The sequence below is a fragment of the Methylocucumis oryzae genome (assembly GCF_000963695.1).
Lineage (GTDB): Bacteria > Pseudomonadota > Gammaproteobacteria > Methylococcales > Methylomonadaceae > Methylovulum > Methylovulum oryzae.
In genome coordinates, this window is the sequence record NZ_LAJX01000036.1 from 1 (window position 1) to 5,795 (window position 5,795).

At 43.5% G+C, this 5,795-nt stretch carries 9 protein-coding genes and 1 pseudogene; 9 read left to right on the plus strand and 1 reads right to left on the minus strand.

Annotated elements, in window-relative coordinates:
- Positions 1 to 124 precede the first annotated feature (124 nt).
- The 5 genes from VZ94_RS27980 to VZ94_RS04540 are packed head-to-tail and all read left to right on the plus strand — an operon-like array spanning position 125 to position 3,110.
- Complete coding sequence (locus VZ94_RS27980; RefSeq protein WP_052700215.1) at positions 125 to 514, plus strand: hypothetical protein; 390 nt, start codon at positions 125 to 127, stop codon at positions 512 to 514.
- On the plus strand, positions 501 to 650 hold the full coding sequence (locus VZ94_RS27985) for a hypothetical protein (RefSeq protein WP_239649632.1): 150 nt from the start codon (positions 501 to 503) through the stop codon (positions 648 to 650). The genes VZ94_RS27980 and VZ94_RS27985 overlap by 14 nt, the downstream gene beginning before the upstream one ends.
- 18 nt (positions 651 to 668) lie before the next feature.
- On the plus strand, positions 669 to 2,033 hold the full coding sequence (locus VZ94_RS04535) for a putative porin (protein ID WP_275575130.1): 1,365 nt from the start codon (positions 669 to 671) through the stop codon (positions 2,031 to 2,033).
- The gene (locus VZ94_RS30195; protein WP_275575131.1) at positions 2,023 to 2,391 is read left to right on the plus strand and encodes a putative porin; all 369 of its coding nucleotides are present in this window, start codon (positions 2,023 to 2,025) and stop codon (positions 2,389 to 2,391) included. Before VZ94_RS04535 ends, VZ94_RS30195 begins: the two co-directional genes overlap by 11 nt.
- Complete coding sequence (locus VZ94_RS04540; RefSeq protein ID WP_045778329.1) at positions 2,391 to 3,110, plus strand: hypothetical protein; 720 nt, start codon at positions 2,391 to 2,393, stop codon at positions 3,108 to 3,110. The genes VZ94_RS30195 and VZ94_RS04540 overlap by 1 nt, the downstream gene beginning before the upstream one ends.
- A 289-nt stretch (positions 3,111 to 3,399) precedes the next feature.
- On the opposite strand, the gene VZ94_RS25765 is transcribed toward VZ94_RS04540, so the two are convergent.
- Positions 3,400 to 3,564 carry a hypothetical protein gene (locus VZ94_RS25765; protein ID WP_157844847.1) on the minus strand — a complete coding sequence of 55 codons (165 nt, stop codon included), beginning with the start codon at positions 3,562 to 3,564 and terminating at the stop codon, positions 3,400 to 3,402.
- A 239-nt stretch (positions 3,565 to 3,803) separates the two neighbouring features.
- Here VZ94_RS25765 and VZ94_RS04545 point away from each other — a divergent pair, with 239 nt between their 5' ends.
- The 4 genes and pseudogenes from VZ94_RS04545 to VZ94_RS04555 all read left to right on the plus strand — a co-directional run.
- A complete protein-coding gene (locus tag VZ94_RS04545; protein ID WP_052700216.1) occupies positions 3,804 to 4,187 on the plus strand; it encodes a hypothetical protein in 384 nt (127 codons plus the stop codon).
- A gap of 437 nt (positions 4,188 to 4,624) precedes the next feature.
- Positions 4,625 to 4,810 carry a hypothetical protein gene (locus VZ94_RS25475; protein WP_131655466.1) on the plus strand — a complete coding sequence of 62 codons (186 nt, stop codon included), beginning with the start codon at positions 4,625 to 4,627 and terminating at the stop codon, positions 4,808 to 4,810.
- A gap of 137 nt (positions 4,811 to 4,947) precedes the next feature.
- Complete coding sequence (purE, locus tag VZ94_RS04550) at positions 4,948 to 5,457, plus strand: 5-(carboxyamino)imidazole ribonucleotide mutase (RefSeq protein WP_045778330.1); 510 nt, start codon at positions 4,948 to 4,950, stop codon at positions 5,455 to 5,457.
- A gap of 12 nt (positions 5,458 to 5,469) precedes the next feature.
- Positions 5,470 to 5,781: pseudogene (locus VZ94_RS04555) on the plus strand (5-(carboxyamino)imidazole ribonucleotide synthase); the annotation flags it as partial.
- Positions 5,782 to 5,795: the final 14 nt, after the last annotated feature.

A 5,795-nucleotide genomic window follows, 5' to 3' on the forward strand; every position in this document is an offset into this window, starting at 1 on the left:
TTCGAGTTAGTTGATTCTATTCGACGAGTTGTTTATTACCGACCGAAGACGCCCAAGCCATCAAAACCTCGTGTTAATAAAGGCGTTCCTAATAAGTGGAAAGAAAAGCGGGCTAAGAAAATGGGTGCTACTGGCTAAAGTCAACAGTATTGCCCCACCGCCCCCGCCGAAAGTGGAAAAACCACCTGAGCCAGAGGTGAAAAACGAAGTCGAGCAACCTGAGCCTGAGCCAGAAGAACCGTTGCCCGATGTTGCCGACGAACCACCACCGGGTGATTTAGGCCTAGATGCCGAAGGCACAGCAGGCTCCGATGGCTTCGGGCTTGCGGCGAGAAAAGGCGGGCGCGGCTTATTAGGCGGTGGAGGTGGCGGTGACCCGTATGCCTGGTACGGTGGCTTAATCAAAAAACGACCTACTCGACATCTTATCGGACAAAGAAGAGCTACGCCGCAAAGGCTACACCGCAGTAGTAAAACTCTGGGTAGATGCCGATGGTTCAATCAGTCGCTTTGAACTGGCACGCGGCAGTAACGATGCCGAGATTGACGAGTTAATCAATCGTTTGCTGGGCAAATATAAAAAAGTCAGCGAGCCGTTACCGCCCGGTATGGAACAACCTATTCGATTAAAAATTACCTCAAGACTTTAAAACTGACTCAGGTGGAAAATGGATAAAAAACAGCAATTGTTGGCCTTGGCGTTATGCGGCTTGGTCGGCATGGCTTATGCCGGTGAAAAAGAAGAGTTGCTAAAGTTGCGTAATACGACAACTAATTTGATTAAAGAATTAGTCAAGCAAGGCATTTTAACCCAACAAGCCGCTGAAGAAATGATAAAAAGAGCGGAAGCCGATGCCGAGGCACAAGCACAGCAGCAAGCAGCTGCACCTGGCAACGATGAGCCTTTAGAGCCAGGTGAAGTTCGCGTACCGTATGTGCCAGAATTTGTTAAAGATGAAATTCGCGAGCAAGTACGCAAAGAATTGAAAGCTGACGTGGTTAAAGACGTCGTACAAGAGGCGAAAAGCAAAAAATGGGGTGTACCCGATGCACTACCTGAATGGATAAGTCGTTTTAAACTATCGGGCGATTTACGCTTACGCTCGCAAAATGAATTTATGGATAGCGACAATAACGATACATTTTATGCTGATTATCAATCAATTAACGCAGCAGGTGGTATAACAGCCGCTAGAAATAATGCCTTTATCAATACTAGGCAAGATAGACATAGGCTGCGTGAACGCTTACGGTTAGCGATAGACGCGAAAATCACTGAAGGCTTAAATGCGGGTGTGCGTTTAGCAACGAGCAATATTCCTGACCCGGTGTCGACTAACCAAACGTTAGGCAACACGGGTTCGCACTATGCATTTAACGTTGATAGAGCGTTTCTTAGATACGATGCCGTTGATGCGCAAGGCTTTAAATGGTTGACGTTGTCAGGTGGTCGTGTAGCAAATCCTTGGTATGTCGGTGGTGGTGAGTTTACCGGTGGTAGCGAATTAGTTTGGGATACGGATTTATCGTTTGAAGGCTTGGTAGGCACAATAAGACATCGCTTAACCAGTACGCATCCTACTCATCCTGAAGAGGATAACCGGCATAGTGCGTTTTTTACTTTAGGTGCGTTTCCTTTACAAGAATCGCAGCTAACTTCTAATGATAAATGGTTGTTCGGCTCACAGTTAGGTGTTGATTGGGGCTTTGACAACCATGACGTGTTTAGAATGGCGTTAGCTTATTTTGATTATGAAAATGTTGAAGCAGTACCAAGTAGAAGCTCTAATCCTATCTGCAGTAATAACATACCGCTAAATGATTTGTCAGTGCCGCAATTTGTTCAATTCGGCAACACAATGGCGTTAATTTGTAATGAAAATAATTCGTCAGTGTCAGGGGCATTGGGTGGTCTATATGGTTTAGCTTCAGACTTTAATATTATTAACTTTGCGATAGCTTACGATTTGGCAAAAATTTGCGCCTTATCATTTAATTATTGCTGGCGACTTTGCGAAAAATATAGGTTATGACATTAATAGAGTCAGAGAGCGTACTAATGCTTTGGCTGGAAACCCTGTAACAGATTTGAATGATGAAACCAATGCTTGGCAAGTGCGTATGGATTTTGGCTGGCCAAAAGTTGACTACGCAGGCCAATGGAACATTTTTGCATTGTACAAATATGTTGAACGTGATTCTGTGTTAGACGCCTTTAGTGACTCGGATTTTCACCTAGGTGGCACGAATGCTAAAGGTTGGGTTATCGGTGGTAACTATGGCTTAATGAAAAATGTTTGGGCAACCGGACGGTGGTTATCGGCTGATGTCATCTCAGGGCCTAAATACAGTAACGATATTTTGCAATTAGATGTGAATACGAGATTCTAATGAAACAAAATGCCTTAATAGTGTGTTTACAATTAAGCCTGGTCATAGCGTGTTTAGGTGCGCTACCCCCAGGCTACGCAGCACCGAAAGAAAAAGACAGTGCTAGTGCCAAAGCGGTAAAGAAATTGCAGCTCATGGTGAATGAAATCACGACTGAGCGCGACCGATTAAAAACAGAAAACGCTAAGCTAGTGACTGATTTGGAAGCCGCTAAAGCAGAAACCACTAAACAGAAAGACGCTGCGACTGCTGTTGAGCAAAAATTAACTGAAGATTTAGCCGCACAGAAGGCTAGTACTGATGAAGTACATAAACGGCTAGACGCGACTATGGCTAAGTTGCATGAAGTGATAGACAAGTACAATGCGTTAAACAAAGCCAAAGGCGAATTGGCTGCAGAACATGCCGGTTTACAAAACACGCAGCAAGTGACGGCTAATGAGCTTAAAGCCTGTGAAAGTAAAAACGTAAAAATGTACGAAGGTGCAGAGCAGGTGATGAAAGGTTTACAAGCTTGCCAAGGTAGAGGTTTTATCGAAACCTTAACCGGTTCTGAGCCTTTTACGCAAATTAGTTCCGTTGAATTTGAAACGCTTTTGCAAGAATACGAAGACAAATTACGCAAACAGAAATATCAAAAAGAACCCAATGCCGCAGCTATTATCGATGCTGCTACTAAAAACGAAAAAAAACCAGCTCAAGAGGCTGAAAAACGATAGTAGCGCCTGTGATTCATGGATGAGAGCTTTTTTAGTATTATGGTTACTGGACACACCAAGGAAAATGGCTTGAGTGTTCTTTGTTTATGACCTTAGGGTGAGCATCTATAGGCTTTAAAACGTTTTATTTGCTGGATGTTGATAAATAAACTTGCCAGTTCTTTTTCGATTAGTTGATGGGCATTTATTTTCATAGCCAGCAGGGCTGATAAAGTAGAAATGACCTTTCCAACAAAGTCGTTTAAGTTCAGTTTTTGGGTGCTTGGGTGAGTGTGGTCTTTAATCTCAATTAAAAATACCCTATGCCATGCTTAACCGCCATAATATCAACTGCACTAAGGCCATTTTGTATTTTGATAAAATGCTTACGGTGATAGTGGCTGTCATCAAATTTTAGCGCGTGGCAGTCAAAATCAAATACTAGTTTTCCTTCTAAAATTTTCTCAACTGCCATTTAACTATCCTGCTTATTTAAACAACGGCCATCTTGTGCTAATTCCTCATCCAATATCACGATGGCATCCAAACCTTCTAAGTCTTCACTTTGACTGACTCGGACGGCCTGATTAACAAACCCTAACCCAAAATATTTTTGCCTATCGGCGAAACCACCCTACATGCTAAGATAGCTGAGTAAACGCGAAATTATCGACAAGCAACTTACATAACAACAAGCACTTCACGGGATAACGTATGATTAACACAAAAAAAATCTTGGCAGGTATGACGATAGCCAGTTTTGTCTTGGCAAGTTCATTTGCCTATGCCGAAAATAATGCCGAGGTCAAAGCTGCAATTGACCAAACAGTGGCCAAATTAGAACAGGCGGTTGATGCTGTCAACAAGGGTGAGGATGCAAAGACGATTGCCGATTTGGTTCTCGAAGCCAAACAACTCCAAAAATCATTTTCCACATCTGATAGCAAAGTTGCCGTCAAAAAAGCCCAGGGCAGCAACCTATTAGGCCAAGCACGCACAGCTCTTAGCGAAGGTGATATGAGCAAAGGTGGTGAATTGGTCAAAAAAGCGCTCGCAACGTACCAAGAAGTAAAAGAAAAGTACAATGCCGCGCACTGATATTTAATCTGTAAGACAGTTTCGCGCTAGCAAACCGTCGTCAACTAATGGTGGAGCAAAGTTGAATTTTTCATATCGTTAGGCTCTCCTATCGGTGGTGCTAACCTAGCAAAGATTATTGACGCGTTTGGTTTAAGTATCGGCATAGCCAAACACCTGGGTAATAACCGCCGCGCGCTCGCTGAAAAAGTTGCTGCTGTTATTCCAACGCTAGTGGTGGCTGAAAATACCTCCAATGGCAATGATGGCAACATCCCGACTGAATCGACTAAACTTAAACATGCGCATTTTATCTGCCTCAATGGCGTGAGCCATCCTCAACTTAGAACTCACCCTGAGGTTGCTAGAATCATTCAAATTTTCTGGTCGCAACCAAGATTGCCACTACTGCACCCGAGGAAAATCTAATATCAAAATTAATAACCCATTTTAGAGGCGTGCCTGGAATTACCGATGCCAGTGAAACAGGCTTTCATCGTGCAAAAATACGATATTGTTTTGCTAATGGTTCAGGTATTCGAACTTGGACGAATTTTGTCAGCGTTAAACACGTTTTTATTGCTAATAAAGACGCTCAATGCGAATACGCAGGCTTTGTAACTCTATTCAGCTTAAACGAGTAATAGATAGCGCAATACAAGCGTTTCGGGATTAACGTTAAATGTTCCTCAGCGCTACTTTTTCTTTGCACACTTGAAAACATTCACACCTTAATATGAGATACTAATTTATTTTTAAATCTTAGCTTAAGGAGTAAAACATGACCGCTTTGGTAGGCGTAATCATGGGTTCGCAATCAGATTGGGACACAATGGCCGCAGCCGCAGAAACGCTGGAAGCACTCGGCGTGCCTTATGAAGTCGAAATCGTCTCAGCACATAGAACACCAGATAAACTATTCACCTATGCCGAATCAGCACAAGCTAAAGGCTTGGAAGTGATTATTGCCGGTGCAGGCGGGGCTGCACATTTACCTGGCATGACCGCTGCTAAAACCGCTTTACCGGTACTCGGCGTTCCAGTGCAATCCAAAACGCTTAATGGGCTAGATTCGTTATTATCCATTGTGCAAATGCCCGCCGGTATTCCCGTAGGAACGCTAGCGATTGGTAAAGCTGGTGCTATTAACGCAGCATTATTAGCCACAGCGATTCTCGCTAACAAACATCCTGAATATCACACCCGTCTGGCTCAGTATCGGAAAAACCAAACTGACAGCGTTACCGCTACACCCGCTCCCACACTGACCACCTCGGAAAACCATCATTAAAAGGAGAATACTATGAAAATAGGGATTTTAGGCGCAGGCCAGCTTGCTCGGATGATTGCATTAGCGGGCTATCCACTGGGTATGGAATTTATTTTTTTAGACCCTTCTAAAGATGCTTGTGCTAATCCATTAGGCACGGCATTAATCGGTGATTATGATGACCCAAGATTATTGGCCACGCTAGCCGAACAAGCCGATGTTGTAACCTACGAATTTGAAAACGTACCTGCCGAAGTTGCTGCGTTTCTATCCGCTAGAACTCAAGTTTTTCCTAATCCTAAAGCATTAGCCGTTGCGCAAGATAGGCTATTTGAAAAAGATTTTTCCGCGCGTTGAAT